General features: G+C 69.4%; 16 protein-coding genes. 9 read left to right on the top strand and 7 right to left on the bottom strand.

Going from position 1 to position 16,671, the window contains the following annotated elements; all coding sequences use genetic code 11:
* Positions 1-9: 9 nt before the first annotated feature.
* The 4 genes from D1793_RS03615 (at position 10) to D1793_RS03630 (ending at position 2,865) form a co-directional block, all read left to right on the top strand.
* Positions 10-471 carry a YchJ family protein gene (locus tag D1793_RS03615; protein ID WP_119020924.1) on the top strand — a complete coding sequence of 154 codons (462 nt, stop codon included), beginning with the start codon at positions 10-12 and terminating at the stop codon, positions 469-471.
* Between the two features lie 25 nt (positions 472-496).
* Positions 497-913: a DUF2703 domain-containing protein gene (locus D1793_RS03620; RefSeq protein ID WP_205527625.1), complete on the top strand. Its 417-nt coding sequence runs from the start codon at positions 497-499 to the stop codon at positions 911-913.
* Between the two features lie 173 nt (positions 914-1,086).
* A complete protein-coding gene (rluF, locus tag D1793_RS03625; protein WP_119020925.1) occupies positions 1,087-2,214 on the top strand; it encodes a 23S rRNA pseudouridine(2604) synthase RluF in 1,128 nt (375 codons plus the stop codon).
* Between the two features lie 27 nt (positions 2,215-2,241).
* The gene (locus D1793_RS03630) at positions 2,242-2,865 is read left to right on the top strand and encodes a DUF938 domain-containing protein (protein WP_119020926.1); all 624 of its coding nucleotides are present in this window, start codon (positions 2,242-2,244) and stop codon (positions 2,863-2,865) included.
* A gap of 17 nt (positions 2,866-2,882) precedes the next feature.
* On the opposite strand, the gene D1793_RS03635 is transcribed toward D1793_RS03630, so the two are convergent.
* On the bottom strand, positions 2,883-3,080 hold the full coding sequence (locus D1793_RS03635) for a hypothetical protein (protein ID WP_119020927.1): 198 nt from the start codon (positions 3,078-3,080) through the stop codon (positions 2,883-2,885).
* Between the two features lie 136 nt (positions 3,081-3,216).
* On the opposite strand from D1793_RS03635, the gene D1793_RS03640 reads away from it, so the two are divergent.
* Positions 3,217-4,596 carry an FAD-binding oxidoreductase gene (locus D1793_RS03640; RefSeq protein ID WP_119020928.1) on the top strand — a complete coding sequence of 460 codons (1,380 nt, stop codon included), beginning with the start codon at positions 3,217-3,219 and terminating at the stop codon, positions 4,594-4,596.
* A gap of 27 nt (positions 4,597-4,623) precedes the next feature.
* Here D1793_RS03640 and D1793_RS03645 read toward each other — a convergent pair whose 3' ends face one another.
* The 5 genes from D1793_RS03645 to nfo all read right to left on the bottom strand — a co-directional run bounded on the left by D1793_RS03645 (position 4,624) and on the right by nfo (position 8,879).
* Positions 4,624-5,886 carry a TRAP transporter large permease gene (locus D1793_RS03645; RefSeq protein ID WP_119020929.1) on the bottom strand — a complete coding sequence of 421 codons (1,263 nt, stop codon included), beginning with the start codon at positions 5,884-5,886 and terminating at the stop codon, positions 4,624-4,626.
* Positions 5,883-6,371 carry a TRAP transporter small permease gene (locus D1793_RS03650; protein WP_119023561.1) on the bottom strand — a complete coding sequence of 163 codons (489 nt, stop codon included), beginning with the start codon at positions 6,369-6,371 and terminating at the stop codon, positions 5,883-5,885. The genes D1793_RS03645 and D1793_RS03650 overlap by 4 nt, the downstream gene beginning before the upstream one ends.
* A 66-nt stretch (positions 6,372-6,437) precedes the next feature.
* Positions 6,438-7,433, bottom strand: coding sequence for a TRAP transporter substrate-binding protein (locus D1793_RS03655; protein WP_119020930.1), 996 nt, complete (start codon positions 7,431-7,433; stop codon positions 6,438-6,440).
* A 94-nt stretch (positions 7,434-7,527) separates the two neighbouring features.
* The gene (locus D1793_RS03660) at positions 7,528-8,034 is read right to left on the bottom strand and encodes a GNAT family N-acetyltransferase (protein ID WP_119020931.1); all 507 of its coding nucleotides are present in this window, start codon (positions 8,032-8,034) and stop codon (positions 7,528-7,530) included.
* Entirely contained in the window at positions 8,031-8,879 is an 849-nt protein-coding gene (nfo, locus tag D1793_RS03665; RefSeq protein WP_119020932.1) for a deoxyribonuclease IV, read from the bottom strand. The genes D1793_RS03660 and nfo overlap by 4 nt, the downstream gene beginning before the upstream one ends.
* Positions 8,880-9,014: 135 nt before the next feature.
* Here nfo and D1793_RS03670 point away from each other — a divergent pair, with 135 nt between their 5' ends.
* Complete coding sequence (locus tag D1793_RS03670; RefSeq protein WP_119020933.1) at positions 9,015-9,494, top strand: Spy/CpxP family protein refolding chaperone; 480 nt, start codon at positions 9,015-9,017, stop codon at positions 9,492-9,494.
* A gap of 69 nt (positions 9,495-9,563) precedes the next feature.
* On the opposite strand, the gene D1793_RS03675 is transcribed toward D1793_RS03670, so the two are convergent.
* Positions 9,564-10,523, bottom strand: a complete 960-nt coding sequence (locus D1793_RS03675) for a zinc metalloprotease HtpX (protein ID WP_162899899.1) — start codon at positions 10,521-10,523, stop codon at positions 9,564-9,566.
* Between the two features lie 539 nt (positions 10,524-11,062).
* Between D1793_RS03675 and D1793_RS03680 the strand changes: the two genes are divergently transcribed.
* The 3 genes from D1793_RS03680 to D1793_RS03690 are packed head-to-tail and all read left to right on the top strand — an operon-like array spanning position 11,063 to position 16,655.
* The gene (locus tag D1793_RS03680) at positions 11,063-14,743 is read left to right on the top strand and encodes an ATP-binding protein (RefSeq protein WP_119020935.1); all 3,681 of its coding nucleotides are present in this window, start codon (positions 11,063-11,065) and stop codon (positions 14,741-14,743) included.
* A 41-nt stretch (positions 14,744-14,784) separates the two neighbouring features.
* A complete protein-coding gene (locus tag D1793_RS03685) occupies positions 14,785-15,411 on the top strand; it encodes a hypothetical protein (protein ID WP_119023562.1) in 627 nt (208 codons plus the stop codon).
* Positions 15,408-16,655 carry a hypothetical protein gene (locus D1793_RS03690; RefSeq protein WP_119020936.1) on the top strand — a complete coding sequence of 416 codons (1,248 nt, stop codon included), beginning with the start codon at positions 15,408-15,410 and terminating at the stop codon, positions 16,653-16,655. The genes D1793_RS03685 and D1793_RS03690 overlap by 4 nt, the downstream gene beginning before the upstream one ends.
* Positions 16,656-16,671: the final 16 nt, after the last annotated feature.

The raw sequence follows: 16,671 nt of genomic DNA on the forward strand, positions 1-16,671 counted from the left end.
GGAGTTGTGATGCCTCCCTCAGCCGATGGCTGCCCCTGCGGCAGCGGCCAGTCCCTGGCCTTGTGCTGTGGCCGCTACCACGCCGGCGAGCCTGCCCCCACCCCCGAGGCGCTGATGCGTTCGCGCTACAGCGCCTTCGCAATGGACCTCACCGATTATCTGCGGGCGAGCTGGCATTCGAGCACTCGCCCCGCCGCGCTCGCCCGGGACCCGACCACTCGGTGGCTGCGCCTCGAGGTGCTGGAGAGCGGCGAGGAGGGCGATGGCGGGCAGGTGCATTTCCGCGCCACCTTCCGCGAGGGACGGCGCTTCGGGGTGCTGGAGGAGGCCTCGCGCTTTCGTCGGGAGGCCGGACGGTGGTATTACCTGGACGGTAGCCCCTCGGTCACCCGGCTCAAGCCCGGCCGCAACGAGGCCTGCCCCTGCGGCAGCGGGCGCAAGTTCAAGGCGTGCTGTGGCCTAGGCGGCTGACGATGGCCCCGTTCCCGGAGATTCCATGATGAAGCGAACCCTTCCCATACTTTGGCAGCGCCTGGTCAGCGGTGGCGAGACCTGTGATCGTTGCCGCGCCACCCAGCGTGAGGTGGAGCAGGCCGTCGAGACGCTCAAGGCAGCGCTGGCGCCGCTGGGGCTGGAGCCTCTCCTCGAGATTCGCGAACTGGACGAGGCGACCTTCCGTGCCGATCCGCTGGCGTCCAATCGCATCTGGATTGCCGGGCGGCCCATGGAGGAGTGGCTGGACGCCGATGTGGGTCGAAGCCCCTGCTGTTCGGTCTGCGGGGACGAGGCCTGTCGCACCGTTGAGGTCGAGGGCGTGACCTACGAAACCATCCCCGAGTCCCTGTTGCTGCGAGCCGCACTCATCGCCGCGGCCAGCGGGCTGGGAGACGGTGGAACGGCATCGCCAGCCTGAGTGATGAGTGGCACGCAGGTCCCGCGAGGCGCGGCAGGGCCAGCGTCATTGCGTGCTGCGGCTGACCTCTGGCGCCTGGCACCAGGCTGGCCGGCGGGCGGGCCAGCCCTTACACTGCCGGGCTGACAGCCCTGCCAGCTCGGCCCTTTCACCCCACGTTCCGGACGCGTCCCATGGCCCAGACCCCCTCCAAGCGGATCAACAAGTACATCAGCGAAAGCGGCATGTGCTCGCGACGAGAAGCCGACCGCTACATCGAACAGGGCAACGTGCGCATCGACGGCCGGCGCGCCACCCCCGGCGACCAGGTCTTCCCGGGCAGCGTGGTCAAGGTCAACGGCCAGCTCGTCGAGCCGCTGGAGCTGGAGGAGGAGGACCTGGTCTTCATCGCCCTCAACAAGCCGGTGGGCATCGTCAGCACCACCGAGCCGAGCGAGAAGGCCAATATCGTCGACTTCGTCGGCCACGGTACGCGGATCTTCCCCATCGGCCGGCTGGACAAGGACTCCCAGGGGCTGATCTTCCTGACCAACAACGGCGACCTGGTCAACCGTATCCTGCGGGCGAGCAACCAGCACGAGAAGGAGTACCGCGTCACCGTCAACAAGCCCATCACCGACGACTTCATCCAGGGTATGGGCAGCGGCGTGCCGATCCTCGGCGAGATCACCAAGAAGTGTCCAGTGGTCAAGGAGTCCCGCTTCGTCTTCAACATCACCTTGGTCCAGGGCTTGAACCGCCAGATTCGCCGCATGTGCGAGGTGTTCGGCTACGAGGTGGTGAAGCTGGAACGACTGCGGATCATGAACGTCACCCTCAAGGGGCTCGCCGAGGGGGACTGGCGGGACCTGACGCCCGCCGAGGTGTCGACGATCCTCGCCATGACCGAGCACTCCTCCTCCGAGGCCCAGGCCCCCGGCCGCCGCTCTGCACGGCGCCAGGGTGGCAGGGTCGGGGCCAGCAAGGCAGCGAGCCCCGGGGCGGGGGGCCGGCAGGGCGCAACGCCGCGCCGCGGCGAGGGCGGCAAACCGGCCAGCGGTAAGCCCGGCAGGCGCAAGGCGTCAGGCGGCAGCGCGTCCTCGGGAAAGGCCGCAGGTGGCAAGGCAGCGGGTGCCAAGGGAGCGGGTGGCAAGGCTGTGGGCGGTAAGACGCCGAGCGCCAGGGCGGGGAGCCCGAAGAAGGCCGGCGCCAAGCCCTCTGGCACCAGAAAACCCGGAGCAGGGCCGGCCAGAGGCGGGCGCTCCTCGGGGCAGGGCCCCAAGGGCGGCGTTGCCGGCAAGCCCCGGAGCCGAAAGAAGTAGCGATTTCCCCCTCGACCGAGAGTCACCATGAGCGATTCCCGTCTCCACAGCCCCGCCGCGGCCCGCAACCGCCAGCCGATCCTCGAGGTGCTGCGCCAGGTCCTGCCCGAGCGGGCCCGTATACTGGAGGTGGCCAGCGGCAGCGGCGAACATGCCCTCTACTGCGCCGGCGCCATGCCCGGCTGGCACTGGCAGCCCAGCGATCCCACCGACGAGGCGCTGGCCTCCATCGCCGCCTGGCGCGAGACGGCGGCGCTGCCCAACCTGGCCGCGCCGCGGCATCTCGACGCCACCGAGCCCGACGGCTGGCCGGCAGAGTCCTTCGACGCCATCGTGGCCATCAACCTGCTGCATATCTCGCCCTGGGCGGTCACCGAGGCGTTGATGGCACGTGCCGGCGAGCGCCTGGTGCCGGGTGGCGTGCTCTATCTCTACGGTCCCTATCGGCGGGGCGGCGAGCACACCGCGCCCAGCAATGCCGCCTTCGACGCCAGCCTCAGACGCCACGATCCGCGCTGGGGCGTGCGCGACCTCGAGGCGGTCGTGGCCGAGGCGACGTGCCGTGGCCTCGAGCTCGCCCGCGTCGTGGATATGCCGGCCAACAACCTCAGCGTGGTCTTCGTCAGGGGGCAGGCCCTCTCCACCGCCTGAGGGCCCGCCCCGCAGGATTACTCCGGCATCTCGCCGGGCACCCGGTAGCGGGGCGCCTGGCGGTCGCGCTCCTCGCGGGTCAGCGTCTCGTCGTCGGTGGGGACGCCCCACAGGGTCTCCTGGCTGCCGTCGGGAAAGGTGTAGGTGGTGCAGCCGGCGAGCAGCAGTGGGCCGAACAGCAGGGTCGCGAGCAGGGTCGAGCGCTTGGAGAGCATGCGGCATCCTTGATGGCAGTGTCGGGAGAGTCGGGCGGCCAGGGCCCGCGGCCTGTCGACATTACCCATCGCCGCTCGCCCTGGGAAGAGGGTTGGGGGAGAATGACGGCAGAACAACGCATTACAGGAATCCACCATGCAGCAACTGCTTGAACAGATCGCCGAGATCGTCGGCCCCGAGAACCTTCTGACCGGTGAGGCCGTGCGCCAGCGCAGCGTCGACTGGTTCACCTCGGCCCCCTGCGAGGCCGCGGCCATCGTGCGACCCGGGAATACCGAGCAGCTCAGCCGCGTCATGGCCCTCTGCCATGCGGCTCGCCAGCCGGTGGTCACCCACGGCGGCCTGACCGGGGTGGTGCACGGTGCGGTGGCGGCGCCCAGTGAGCTTGCGATCTCCCTGGAGCGCATGAGCGCCATCGAGGCGATCGACCCGGTGGGTGGCACCCTCACCGTCCAGGCCGGGGCGCCGCTGCAGCGGGTCCAGGAGGCCGCCGCCGAGATCGGCATGCAGTTCCCGCTGGACCTGGGTGCCCGAGGCTCCTGCACCATCGGCGGTAACATCGCCACCAATGCCGGCGGCATCCGGGTGATCCGCTACGGCATGATGCGCCAGCAGGTGCTGGGGCTCGAGGCGGTGCTGGCCGACGGCCGCGTGCTGAGCTCCATGAATCACATGCTCAAGAACAACGCCGGTTTCGACCTGAAGCAGCTGTTCATCGGCAGCGAGGGGACGCTCGGCATCGTCACCCGTGCCGTGCTGCGCCTGCAGCCGGCCCTGGCCAGCGAGCAGTGCGCCCTGGTGGCGGTACCCAGCTTCGCGGCGCTGACCAGCCTGCTCAACCTGGCGCCCAGGCGCATCGGGCTGAGCGCCTTCGAGGCGCTGTGGAACAGCCACTACCGGCTGATGACCGAGGAGAGCGGCGCCCATACCCCGCCGCTGGCCACCGATTCGCCCTTCTACGCCATCCTCGAGAGCCAGGGCATGGACGCCGAGCACGACGCCGAGCAGTTCCAGGCGCTGCTGGAGGAGGCCTTCGAGGCGGAGCTGATCACCGACGCGGTGCTGGCGAGCTCCGAGGCCCAGCGCCAGGCGATCTGGGCGATCCGCGAGGACATCGAGGTGCTGGTGCGCACGCTCAAGCCGATGTTCTCCTTCGACGTCAGCCTGCCGATTCCCGCCATGGAGGCCTATGTGGAGGCGCTGGAGCAGCGCCTGGCCGAGGCCTGGCCCGGGGTCGCGCGGCTGGTCACCTTCGGCCACCTGGGCGACGGCAATCTGCACCTGATGATCACGGTGCGAGACGGCGGCGCCGAGAGCCGTCGGGCGGTGGAGCAGCTGGTCTATGCGCCGCTGGCCGAGATCGGCGGCTCGATCTCTGCCGAGCATGGCATCGGCCTGGAGAAGCGCGACTACCTGAGCCTCAGTCGCAGCGAGACGGAGATCGCCACCATGCGCCTGCTCAAGCAGGCCCTAGACCCCCATGGCCTGCTCAACCCCGGCAAGGTGCTGGGGTGAGCGCCAGGGCGTGACATCCGGCGCCGCTCAGGCGCCGGACCAGCCCGCGAGTATCGGCACGTAGACCACCAGCAGCAGCACCGCGATCAGCCCCAGCAGATAGGGGAGGATCGCCCGGGTGATGCGCTCCAGCGGCAGCTGGGTCACCGAGGAGGCGACGTAGAGGTTGATCGCCACCGGTGGGGTGATCATCCCGATGGCGAGCCCCATCACGATGATGATGCCGAAGTGGATCGGGTCGATGCCGAGCTGGGTCACCAGCGGCAGCAGCACCGGGGTGAGGATGATCAGGGCACTGGCAGTCTCGATGAAGACCCCGGTGAGCAGGATCACCGCCACGATCAGCAGCATGATCACCAGCGGGTCGGTGGAGAGCGAGAGCACGGCGCTTGCGATGGCGCCGGGCACCTGCCAACTGGAGAGGGTCCAGCTCAGCACCGCCGAGGTGGCGATCACCAGCATGATCACCGAGGTGGTGATCGCCGAGCGGATCAGGATGCGGTAGACGTCGGCAAGGCCGAGGTCGCGGTAGACGAACAGCGACACCAGCAGGGCGTAGTTCACCGCCACCACCGCCGCCTCGCTGGGGGTGAAGATCCCCGAGAAGATGCCGCCCAGGATGATCACCGGGGTCATCAGCCCCCAGCTCGCGCTCAGGAAGGTGCGCCAGATGGTGGCCAGCGAGAGCTCGGTGCCGCGGGGGTAGTTGCGGCGGTAGGCCTGGACGATGGCGATGGTGCCGAGTCCCAGCCCCATGGCGATCCCCGGCAGGATGCCACTCAGGAACAGCTTCGAGACCGACTGCTGGGCGATCACCGCGTAGATGATCATCGGCACCGAGGGGGGGATCACCACGCCGATGGTGCCGCTGGCGGCGATCAGGCTGGCCGCCGAGGCCGGGTCGTAGCCCTTCTTGCGCAGCTCCGGCACCAGGCTCGAGCCCACCGCGGCGGTGGTGGCGGCGCCGGAGCCCGAGATCGCTGCGAAGAACATGCCGGCGCCCACCGAGACGATGGAGAGCCCGCCCTTGAGGAAGCCGAACAGGGCATCGGCGAAGTCGACCAGCTTCTCGCTCACCTTGCCCTGGGCCATCAGGTCCCCGGCAAGGATGAACATGGGCACCGCCACCAGGGCGAAGGAGTTGATGCCCTGGAACATCTGCTGGGTGACCACCATCAGCGGCACGCCCTGGGCGTTCAGGGCCAGCAGGGTGCTGGCGCCGATGGCCAGGGCGATGGGGACCCCCAGCAGCATGAAGAGGAAGAAGAGCAGGAACAGCACGCCGGTCATGGGAGAGGCTCCTCGGCAGTGCCGCTGCCACCCTTGTCATCGTCGCGGGGGGCATCCGGCCCCTGGATCAGCAGCTCCAGCAGGTCGACCAGAGCGTACCAGGCCATGATCGCCGCCGAGAGCGGGATGACGGCGTAGACATAGGTCATGGAGAGGCGCAGCGAGGCGGACTTCTGGAAGCTCTGCACCTGCATGTAGCGATGGCCGATCACCACCAGCGCCACCATGAAGCCGAGCGCCACCAGCACCGCGGCGATGCGCGCGAGCTGGCGCAGGCGCAGCGGCAGGGCGTCCACCACGAAGGTGACGGCGATATGGCGCCCGCGCTGGAAGGCGAGGGTGGCGGCGAGGAAGGTGATCCACACCAGCAGGAAGCGGGCGACCTCCTCGGTCCAGCCCACCGCCGTGAAGAAGACCCGCGAGACGATCTGCAGGGTGATCACGCCGATCAACGCCGCCATGCCCGCGAAGACCACGGGCTGCATGACGGCGTCGAGGGCGCGCTCACTCCACTGCAGGGGTCGCAGCAGGTAGCGCGCAAGCGGGTTCACTTATTCCAGCGCCTCGCGGATGCGCTCGAGGTAGTCGCCGAACTGCTCGCCGTACTTCTCGTAGACCGGCGCCACGGCGGCCTGGAAGGCCTCGAGGTCGGCATCGTCGATGATCTGCATGCCCGCCTCGCGCAGTTCGGCCAGCTGCTCCGCCTCCATCTCGGCGTTGACGCGGCGCTCATGCTCGGCGGCCTCCTGGGCGGCCTGCACCAGCACCGCCTGGGCGGCCTCGGGCAGCTGGTTCCAGCTCGGCATGCCCATCACGAAGAGCGCCGGTGCATAGGTGTGCCGGGTCAGCGTCATGTGCGCCTGGGTCTCGTTGAGCTTGAAGGAGTGGATGACGTTGACCGGGTTCTCCTGGCCGTCGATGGTGCCCTGCTGCATGGCGGTCAGCGCCTCGGTCCAGGCCATGGGGATGGCGTTGGCGCCGAGCTCGCGGAAGGTGTCGGTGTAGACCGGGTTTTCCATCACGCGGATGCGCAGGCCGTCGAGGTCGTCGGGGCTCGATACCGGACGCTCGCTGTTGGTCAGGTTGCGAAACCCGCGCTCGGCGTAGGCCAGGCCCTTGAGGTTGACCTCGGCGAGCTTGTCGAGGAGCTCCTGGCCGATGGGGCCGTCGAGCACCTCGTAGGCGGCCTCGGGGCTCGGGAACAGGAAGGGCAGTTCGAAGACCGCCATCTCCTCGACGAAGTTGGCCACCGGACCGTTGGTGATCACCCCCATGTCCACGGTGCCGATCTGCATGCCCTCGAGCAGGGTGCGCTCGTCGCCCAGGCTGGCGTTGGGGTAGAGGTCCACGGAGACCGCACCCTCGGTGCGCTCCTGGACCAGCTCCTGGAACTTCACGGCGGCGATATGGAAGCCGTCCTGCTCGTTGACCACGTGGGCCAGGCGCAGGGTGACTGGGTCCATCTCGGCGAACTCGGAGGCGTTGGCGGAGGTCATGACGGCCAGGGAGATCCCCAGCGCCAGCGTGCTGCGTACGAAGCCTTTCATTATTGGTTTCCTTTGTAGTGTCAGCGTCTTGCGGTTCGATGCCCTGCCGAGCATGCACCGCCCCGGGGAGGCCGGTCAATGGCTTCGGCGACGGCTACAGCAGCCGATACATCACGTGGGCGTCCACCGGGCCGTGCACGGGGTGGCGAAAGGCCCGGGGCAGGGTGCCGGCGATGGCGAAGCCGTGCCTCTGCCACAGCTTGACCGCCACCTCGTTGGTGGCCACCACCAGGTTGTACTGCATGGCGCTGAAGCCGAGCTCGCGAGCCAGCCCCAGGGAGTGCTCGCACATCCGACCGGCGACGCCGAGGCCGCGGGCCTGCGCGGCGACGATATAGCCGCAGTTGGCCACGTGGTTGCCGGGGCCGGCCTGGTTGGCCTTGAGGTAGTAGGTGCCGAGCAGGGTGCCCTGCGCATCGACCGCCACCCGCACCGCCCGGGGCAGCTCGACCCACATCCGGTGGGCGTCCTGCTCGCCGATGTCGCGGGGCACGGCGTAGGTCTCCCCGGCGCGGAATACCGGCTCGAGCATCGCCCAGACGGCGGGCCAGTCGGCGGGATCGTAGGCGCGAATGCCGATCGGCGATGAACCCGTCGTCATGGTGCCTCCTGCTGGGCGCGCAGCCAGGCGATCTCCTCGGCCCAGATGGCCGGCTCGATGGTCTCCAGCACCAGGGGGATGCCGTCGGTGCGCGCATCGCGCATCAGGGTGGTGAAGCAGGCAAGGCCGATATTGCCCTGGCCCAGGCTGTGGTGGCGGTCGACCCGGCTGCCGAGTTCGCTCTTGGCGTCGTTGAGGTGCATGCCCTTGAGGTACTCGATGCCCACCACCCGCTCGAACTCGTCGAGCATGGCGGTGGTCGCCTCGGCGGTGCGCAGGTCATAGCCGGCGGCGAAGGCGTGGCAGGTGTCGAGGCAGACGCCTACGCGACCCTGGTCCTCCACCTGTTCGATGATCTCGGCCAGATGCTCGAATCGCCAGCCCAGGTTGCTGCCCTGGCCGGCGGTGTTCTCGATCACCGCGGTGACGCCGCGGGTCCGTGCCAGTGCCTCGTTGATCGACTCGGCGATGCGAGCGAGACACTCGGACTCACTGATCTTCTTCAGGTGGCTGCCCGGATGAAAGTTGAGCAGATCGATGCCGAGCCGCTCGCAGCGCTGCATTTCGTCGACGAAGGCCGCCCGGGACTTGGCCAGGCCCTCCGCTTCCGGGTGGCCGAGGTTGATCAGGTAGCTGTCGTGGGGAAGGATCTGCCCCGGGCCGAAGCCGTGCCGGCGGCAGGCGGCACGGAACGCCTCGACGGTGGCATCATCCAGCGGCTTGGCGTTCCACTGGCGCTGGTTCTTGGTGAACAGGGCGAAGGCGTTGGCGCCGATCTCGACGGCGCGCAGCACCGCCTGATCGACGCCGCCCGCGGCGCTGACGTGGGCTCCGATATATTTCATGGTGAACGGTATGCCTCCGCTGCTGTCTCGGGAATGGCTCGGGATTCTAGCGTAACTCGCCGCGGCGTGCGGGGTGTCATCTCCACCAGCGGCATGCTAGGGTCATTGGATACCCATGATTTTTCAGGAGATTGCATGACATTTGCCAAGCCCCTCGCCGTGATCGGCAGCAGCGCCCTTGCCCTGACCTTCACCCTGGCCGCCCCCGCCGTGGCCCAGCAGATGCCTCAGGGCGCGCCCAGCGCCGAACAGCAGGTGGCCCAGCTCGACGAGCTGGTGAACCTGGACGACAGCCAGGAGCAGGAGCTGGTCGCGCTGCTGACCGATGGCCAGGAGCGGCTGCAGTCGCTGCAGGCCGAGGCCCAGGGCGTGCAGATGCAGATCCACGAGCAGATCGGCCCGGAGTTCGACGAGGCCGCCATTCGCCGTGACGCCGAGCGGCTCGGCCAGCTCACCGGCGACATGACCGCCGAGAGCGCCCTGATGCAGGCCCGTATCCAGTCCACCCTGACCGCGGAGCAGCGCGACGAGCTGGAGCGCCTGGCCGAGGAGCAGGAGGCGCAAATGCGCCAGATGCAGGAGCAGATGCAACAGCAGCAGATGCCAGCCGAATAAGCCGAAGGCCCCCCGCAGAGCGGGGCCCTGACGCGAGCAAGAGGCGACCCTTCGGGGTCGCCTCTTGCGTTACCGCCCTGGCCTGCGCCCCAGCCAGTAATGGTGACCCAGGGGTGACGGCCGGTCCACCACCAGCCCCTCATCGGGGCGATGGGGGCGGGGGGAGGGTGGCCGCGGCGGCTGGCGTCGGGCCAGGGCGAGCAGCCGGCGGACGCGCTCGTCGGTGGGCGGGTGGGTCTGCAGCAGGCGGAACCAGCCCGGCGGGCGGCCACCGAGCAGCAGGGCCGACAGCCACAGCCCCTGGCGGCGCTCCAGCACCTGAAGGGCTGCGGCCAGGCCCTGAGGGTCCCGGGTCAGCGCAGCCGCCTCGAGGTCCGCGGTGAACTCCCGATTGCGCGACAGTGCCAGCTGCAGCAGGGTGCTGGCCGAGGGCGCCAGGGCCACCACCAGCAGTTCCAGCCAGGGCATCCTGAGCTCACCGGCCAGCACCATGGGCAGCATCAACACAAGCCCCAGCTGCACCAGGAAGGCGCCCCAGATGGTCAGGCGCGTCATGGTCGCCGCCATGGACATGACCCGGGTATCCCCGTGGCGCAGATGGCTCACCTCGTGGGCCAGCACCCCGGCCAGCTGGCGCAGGTCGAGGGTGCGCACCAGGCCGTCGGTAAGAGCGATGCCCCCCTCCCGGGCGTCCCCCACGGCGAAGGCGTTGAGATCCGCCGACGGCACGTAGAAGAGCTGGGGTTCGGCGCGGATCCCGGCGCGTCGATAGAGAAGATCCAGCACCCGGTAGAGCGCCGGCGCCTGGTGACGGCGCAGCAGGCCGGCGTTGGCGCGGGCGAGCGCCAGTCGCGGTGGGATGCGCCCGCCCAGGTAGAGGGTCAGCACCACCAGGCCGAAGGCCCAGGCCACCCCGAAGGCGCCCGCCAGCAGGTAGCCGGGCACCGCCAGCAGCAGGGCCAGGCCGGCCAGGATCAGCAGGTGCTGCAGGGCGTTTCTGAGCCGCTGGGCGGCCAGGCGATGAGTCACGATGGCTCCTGATAGCTCTCAATGGGGAGAGGGCAACTCGCTGATGTTCATTGCGTTTCTGGCGTAACGGGCTGTTTTCGTTAAAAATCGTTACGCTCACGCAACAGTATGGAAATTGATTCCGCGCATTGAAATGTCGAAAATCCTGGGTTATATAGTATTTTCCCTACCAAGGAGACACGCCATGTCAACTTCCACCCAAGCGATCGTTCTGGACAGCGAAGTGCTCGAGTACTGGGCCACCACCGCCATGGCGCAGCGCGCCGCCAGTGACGCCATTCGCGCCTACATCGCCTGATTATCATCGTTTGACACGATGATGGCGCAGGGCCAGGGAGGGCCCCCGACGCTTTACGGCTGAGCCGACCAATCCGTTCGAGCCGTCCGCTTCGCCCCCCTCGATTGCCCTCCCGCCCGTCCTCTTTCGTCTTTGTGTCACCCCCCGCTTTGCAGCATACTTTGCCGTTTCCAAAAGGCACAGGATCGCCCGGCGCCGACCGCCAGGCCTCGATCCCAACGGCAAGCATCAAGGACGCGGCATGGCCCAGCTGCTACGCATCGTGATGATTCACGGCCACCTGGATGGCGTGGTCGAACTCAGTGTGGATGGCCACACCAACATCTGCGGTACCAACGCCTCGGGCAAGACGACCCTGCAGCGCCTGGTACCGGTGTTCTACGGCGAGCTGCCCAACCGGGTCGTCCCGCGCACCCGGCTCAAGTTTGATGCCTTCTACCTGCCCCACCGCAACAGCTATCTCGTCTACGAGTATCGCCGCGAGGAGGGGGATGTCTGCCAGGCGGTGCTGACCCGCAGGAGCGAGGGCGGCGTCGAGTACCGCTTCGTCGGCGCGCCCTATCGGCCCGAGGACTACCTGGTGGAGAGTGAGGCCGGGGTGACGGCCCTGGACTACGCCCAGTGGGCCAACGGCCTGCGTCGCCAGGGGGTCTCGCTGTCCCCCAAGCTCGGCGCCACCTCCGAATATCGCTCGGTGATCCAGAACGACTTCACCCAGGTCGGTGATGCCCAGCCACGGGCCAACAGCCGCGACGGGCTGCGCCTGCGCCAGGTGGCCGCCCGCTTTAGCCTGGTGCGCCCGGGTCAGCGCATCCGCCATATGGAGAAGCTGGTCTCGGCAGTACACGCCAAGGAGGGCAAGATGGACACCCTCAAGACCATGCTGGCGGCGATCTTCGAGGAGGATGGCGTCGAGCTGCCGGTCACCCGCATTCGCAACACCAAGGCGCGGGAGTGGATCGCCCGTATGCGCCAGTCCATGCGCCTGGACCCCCTGCAGCGTTCCCTGGCCGCCCTCGAGAGCCTCGATCGCGAGCTCGCCGACCTCGAGGCCTCGCTGTGGCAGCTCAGGCCACAGCTCGAGGCCGACCGCCACCGCGCCGAGCGCACCCGGGCCGACCTCGAGGCCGAGCTCGGCCAGCGCCAGCGCGACTTCCAGGCCCAGGAGCAGGCCTACCGCGAGACCCGCGATGCCCTCAACGATCGTGCAAGCGAGCTCGACAGCGAGCTGGACAAGACCCGCGGGGACCTGGACGACTTGCAGCGCCGCTTCGAGGCCTATGAGGAGGCCGACATGCCGGGCCTCGAGCAGGACCTCAAGGCGCTGCCCCAGTGGCGTGAGCAGCAGCAGCAGCTGCGTGACCACCTCGAACTCATGGAGCAGGCGTTCCAGGCGAGCAAGGCGCGGCTCGAGGCCCGCCTGGTGGAGCTGGGCGACCTGCTGGAGCAGCGCCGCGACGAGATCCAGGCGCTGATCGACGCCCTGGGCGAGGAGAAGGAGGGCTGCCTGGAGGCCCAGCGCGAGGCGCAGAGCCGCCTCGAGGCCGACTACCAGGCGCGCCGCCAGGCCCTGGACGACGACTACCGCAGCCGCCTGGAGCAGGGCACCGCCCGGCTCTCCGAGCTCAAGGCGCAGCTGGCCCACACCGCCCAGACCGCGGAGGAGGCCCGCGAGGCCGAGCTCGCCCAGGCGCGGGTCGATCAGGCCCGCAGCGAGCAGCAGGCCGCCACGGCGGCGGTCGACAGCCTGCGCAGCGAGCTGGATGAGCGCCGGCAGGCGCGGGAGGTCGCCGAGCGCGAGTTGGAGCTGGCCCGCGCGCAGCGCTCCCGGGCCGAGGCGCACCTCGAGACGCTGCGGGTGCAGCGCGACCCCGCCCAGGGCAGCCTGCGCCACTTCCTGCGTCACCATCGCCCGGGCTGGGAAGTGACCCTCGGCAAGGTGATCGCCCCGGCGCTGCTTGAGCGTCGCGACCTGGCGCCTCAGTTCAACGACGAGGCCAGCGACGACCTCTTCGGCCTGGCGCTGGACCTCTCCGCCATCGCGCTGCCCGACTACGCCCAGGACGAGGCAAGCCTGCTGGCTGAGATCGAGGCCGCCGAGCAGGCGCTCGGCGAGGCCCAGGCGGCGATCCAGGCGGCGGAGAAGGCCCTCAGGGCGCGCCATGACACGGTGCAGGAAGCCACCGCGCGCCTCGATCGCGGGCGCAGCGCCAGCCGGCGTGCCGGCGAGGAGGTGGAGTACGCTCTGCAGGCCCGTCGCCAGTGCCAGGAGCGCCACGCTAACGCCCAGCAGGCCCGCCAGCTCGCCTGCCGCGCGGCCCTGGAGGAGCAGCAGGCGACCCAGCAGGCGTTGAGCGAGGAGCGACAGCGTGCCCTGGCGGCACTGGCGGAGACCCACCGCGCCCAGGGCCTCGAGCTGACCGCCGACTACCAGGGTCGGCTGTCCGGCTTCGAACAGCAGATCCAGCAATACCGCCGTCAGCTCGGCGAGCTCAAGGAAGAGAACCGCCGCCAGCGCGAGGAGCTGCAGGCCGCCTTCGACCGCGAGCTCGCCGAGCAGGGCGTCGACACCGTCCGCCTCGGAGAGACCCGCACCCGCCTCGAGGCCCTCGGCAAGCGCATCCGTGCGACCGAGGCGCGCCGCGAGGAGCTCGACGACTACGCCCGCTTCATGCGCGTGGAGTGGGGCGAGCGCAAGCCCCGGCTGGTAGAGAAGGAGGCGTCGCTCGACCGCGAACGCCAGGCGGCGGAGCGCGAGCGCGAGCAGCACAGGGCCGACTTCCGTGCGGCCAGCCAGGCGCACCAGGCCGCGGTGGGCGAGCTCAAGGTCCGCCGCGACGCCGAGCAGGCGCTGGTAGAGACCCTGGCGCCGCTGCTCGACAAGCTCGCCGACCTGGCGCTGGCGCCCGCCGCCGAGCCCCGCGGCGAAGCGCCGGGCGATGCCGCCGAGCGCATCGAGCGCGCCCGCCAGGCGCTGGCCGACCATGCCCGCCAGCTCGACGAGCTGCGCCGCGGCTGCGAGAAGATCGAGGTCGAACTGGTCAAGGGGGCCAGCGTCGACTTCCAGGACGCCCTGGAGGCCGAGCGCGCCAAGCTCGAGGATCCTGGCCCGCGCCGCCTGCTCGGGGTGCTGCGCGACATGCTCCAGCTGCTCGAGGGCCAGCAACAGCAACTGCTGCAGGAGGGGCGCAACCTCAGCGACGACCTCGACAAGTTCTTCACCGTGTTCCGCGACCTCAACCGCCGCATCAACGCCCAGAGCCGGCGGCTCTCCGACGAGGTGGCCGACGACCTCCGGCTGGAGGGCATCGGCCGCGCCGAGGTGAAGATCCAGTCCACCATCGACGAGCTGGGCTTCTGGGAGCCGCTCAAGCGCTTCGCCCAGCGCTATCGGGAGTGGCGGGAGTCCGGCCAGCCGCTGCCCAGTGACGACTACCTCGATGCCCTGGCCGACGTGGTGGAGCTGTTGCGTAGCGACCAGCAGTACAGCTTCGAGAGCCTGCTGCGCCTGGAGCTGCACCTCAATGAGGGCGGCACCGATCTGGTGATCCGGAACGACCGCCAGCTGCTGGAGTCCTCCAGCCACGGCATGGCCTACCTGATCCTGTGCAAGTTCCTGCTCGCCTTCACTCGGCTGCTGCGCGGCCAGGCCGAGATCGCCATCCACTGGCCCATCGACGAGATCGGCACCCTGGCCTATCACAACGTCGAGAAGCTGTTCGACGCCTGTGACAACAACCGCATCCATATCGTCGGCGCCTTCCCCAACCCGGAGTCGGACGTGCTGCTGCTGTTCCACAATCGCTACCTGATCGACCGCGACGAGGCGGCCCCGGAGAAGCGCCGCCTCAAGCGCATCGAGCCCCGCCTGAGCCGCCTGGCCCAGCGCCTCCAGGCCCGTGCCGAGGAGGCCGCCTCATGAGCGATATGATCCACAGCGAAGGCGCCCTGGTGGCGCCTTCCATGGTCGAGCTGGGCCCGCTGCTCGAACGCCTGCTGGCCGGCGAGTTCATCTGCGCGGTGAGCGACGAGAGCGCCTTTCGCCGTCTCGAGGACGACGCGACCCGCGAGCGTCTCGATGCCTTCCTGCGCCCGCTCAATCGCCGCCTGGCCACCAGCGACGAGGGCAGCGTCTACTTCCTGGCCTGGCGCGTGCTCGACGAGGCCGCCCGGGAGCAGCTCTCCCGGCAGCTGGCCGAGACGGTCTCAAGCCTGCTGCCGCTGCTGGAGTGGCTGCAGCTGGTCCAGGAGACCCTGGGGCGCGACGGCCTGGCCTCCGCGGGGGATGTGCTCAAGCCCGCGGACTTCAGCTCGCGCTGCGAGGACAACCAGGGCCTGCGCGAGCGCCTCGAACGCCTCGCCACCGACCCCTTCTTCGGCTCCCAGAGCGAGCAGCTCGACGCCCAGATCAAGCAGGTCTTCAAGCGGCTCAGGGAGCACGGCTACTTGCTCCAGCCCCACGCCGACCGGCAGTACTACGTGGTGACCGCCAAGATCGACTACCTGATCGATCTGGTGCGCTTCATCCGCGACGAGGAGCACCTGCCCATCGACGACCAGGCGCCGGCCGGCCAGGAGAGCCTGCTGTGACGGGGGGCGTCGGCGACCCTCTCGCCCTGGAGAGCCGGCTGATCAGCACCGGCACCGAGCGGCTGGCGCTCCTCGGCAAGCACGCCGAGACGCTGATGGCCGGCTACGCCCGGGACGAGGTGCCGCTGACCGGGCTGAGCAAGACCGCGCTGAATCGGCTTCTCGCCGCGCGTATCCTGTGGCGCCCGGACGAGCAGGGCGGGGTCAAGCTCGCCCCCAAGGTGCGCGAGCTGATCGCCGAGATGCTGGCCGACGAGACCCGCCGCCATGTCAACGCCGACGTCGCCGAGTCCTTGGAGCTCCTGCGCAGCCTGGTACAGAGCTACCGCGAGGCGCGGGATGCCGGCGACTACTGGCGCCAGGAGCAGCAGCTGCTGCGGCTGCGCCAGGAGGTGGACGACCTCAACGGCCGCTTCGCCGACGCCATCGACAGCCTGTGGCGCCGCCTCAACAGCGACTTCGGCTTCGTCAGCCGGCTGGGCGACAAGATCCGCGAGAACGAGCGGGCCCAGAAACAGATCGTGCGCCTGCTCGACGGCCTGGCGCTGATCGACTTCACCGAGCTGATCGAGCTGGTAGGGGGCGACGGCGCCCTGCGCAAGCTCCTGGTGAGCGGCCTGCAGCACCAGCTCAGCCGCCATTACACCAGCCTGCGCGAGGTGCAGCGGCGGATGATCGAGCTGCTGGCACGCTTCCGCCAGCAGCAGGCGCGCAGCCGCCTGGTGGCCGGCATGGCCGCCTTCCTGCGCGAGCATCCCGGCTTCGTGCCCGGCAACTACGCCCGGCGCAGCGAGGTGCCGGCGCTGGTCAACCGCGCCGCGCCGCTGATCGCCGCCGGTGCCGCCGCTCTGGACCACGACGCCGACAGCCGCACCCTGGCCGGGCTGCTTCATCGCCTGCCCAGGCCAGCAACGCGCTCCGAGCCGGTGACTGCCGCCGGCGCCGCACAGATTCAGGAGGCCACCCTCGTCGCCGCCCGCCATCAGGCGCTCAAGGAGGACGTGGAGCGCTTCTATCTCGCGGTGGTGGATGGCGGCGGTGAGCCGCACAGCGCACTCGAGTACCTGCAGGAGGGCGAGTTCGAGTGGGGCGAGGAGATCTGGCTGTTCCAGGTCATCGCCGAGTACCAGGGGCTGCCACGGGGGGAGCAGCGAGCCTTCCGGCTGCGCCAGCAGGAGACCCAGGCCAGCCCCTTCAACCACCTGCGGCTGATCCACGACGTCATCCTTCAACTGGAGGCCTGAATCAGCCCACCGGAGG

Origin of the sequence: Halomonas sp. JS92-SW72, assembly GCF_003547075.1 — a bacterium.
GTDB classification, from domain to species: Bacteria; Pseudomonadota; Gammaproteobacteria; order Pseudomonadales; family Halomonadaceae; genus Halomonas; species Halomonas alkalicola.